Annotated in this window: 2 protein-coding genes; both read right to left on the bottom strand. The window is 71.6% G+C overall.

Going from position 1 to position 1,315, the window contains the following annotated elements; all coding sequences use genetic code 11:
- Positions 1-501 (bottom strand): DUF2786 domain-containing protein (locus G6024_RS12045; protein WP_159148797.1); only part of this gene is annotated, 501 nt, incomplete at its 3' end.
- A 91-nt stretch (positions 502-592) separates the two neighbouring features.
- Positions 593-1,315 (bottom strand): bifunctional hydroxymethylpyrimidine kinase/phosphomethylpyrimidine kinase (locus G6024_RS12040; protein ID WP_159148796.1); only part of this gene is annotated, 723 nt, incomplete at its 5' end.

Here is a 1,315-nt window from a genome sequence, read left to right as displayed (position 1 = left end):
ACCCGGGGAGGGCCGCTGTCTGGCCGCTGCGGCGAGCATGACCCCGGTGAGGGCCCCGGCGAGCATGCCCACCCGCTCGACGTGGCGGCGAACCCCCACGATGTGCACGACCCGGGTGCCGTCGCCGCGGGCGGACGTGACGGCCCGGCAGTGCATCGCGGCGGCGAGGGCGGCCACCAGTCCCACCTGGTCGGGTTGATAGCTCCCGGAGATCACGTGGTCGATGACCGCCACCTCGGCGGCGGTATCCGGACCGGTCCGCGCGAGCGCCTCGTCGACGCCGTACTTGGCGAGCAGGGCGTAGGCACGCTCGAGCAGGACCTCGGCCTCGGGCGTGCCCGCCACGCTCTCGGCTTTGGCGAAGAGTTTGCGGACCCTGTCCAACGCCTTCTCTGACGAGGGGGGCCCGGCGCCCTCGTGCCCGTCCTGCGATCGGGTCTGCGAGGTGCCCTGCGAGGTGTTGTGGGAGGTGTTGTGGGAGGTGTTGTGGGAGGTGTTCACTGTCTGCTCCTGATCGTCTCGGCCGTTCGGCGGAACCGATACTCGCACAGGTGTACGACACAGTCGGTGCGGACGGCCGCGCCGTCCCAGGTCAGCGGTGCAGGAACCAAGTGTGGTCGAGCGGGCCGGAACCGCGGCCGACCTCCAGGGTGAGACCGCCGTGGAGGGCCCCGTCGATCCACGGGCGGACGCGGCGGTAGGCCGCCTCCCAGTCCCTCTCCCCCACCCGCGCGGTGGCCAGCGCCGAGGACAACGAACACCCGGTGCCGTGCGTGTGCGGGGTGTCGACGCGGACGAACGGCAGACGCAGCGTCGTGCGTCGGTCCCCCTCGGACTCCACCAGCACGTCCTCCGCACTGCCGTCGTCCAGATCGCCCGTGGTGGCGAGCACCGCGCAGCCGGTCTGCTCGTGCACGAGCTCGGCCTGCCCGACGATCGTCTCGATGTGCTCCGCGGACTCGCCGCCACACAGCACCGCGAGTTCGGGGACATTGGGCGTCACCAGGTCCGCCAGCGGGACGAGGTCCCGCAGCATCCGCGCCGCGTCCTCACTGGCCAGCCGGCCTCCGGTGGTGGCCACCATCACCGGGTCGAGGACGACGTGGGGTGGACGACGACGACGAAGCCAGTCGCCGACCGCCTCCACCAGAGCGGCCTCACCGAGCATGCCGATCTTGACGGCGTCGATCGTCACGTCATTGGCGACGGCGTCGAGCTGGGCGATCACGTCGTCGACGGGCACGGCGTGCACCCCGGTCACCCCGACGGTGTTCTGGATCGTGACCGCGGTGACGGCACCCATTCCGTACCCGCC

Origin of the sequence: Dietzia maris, assembly GCF_014144855.1 — a bacterium.
Classification (GTDB): domain Bacteria; phylum Actinomycetota; class Actinomycetes; order Mycobacteriales; family Mycobacteriaceae; genus Dietzia; species Dietzia kunjamensis.
This window is presented reverse-complemented; position numbering and strand designations above follow the sequence as displayed.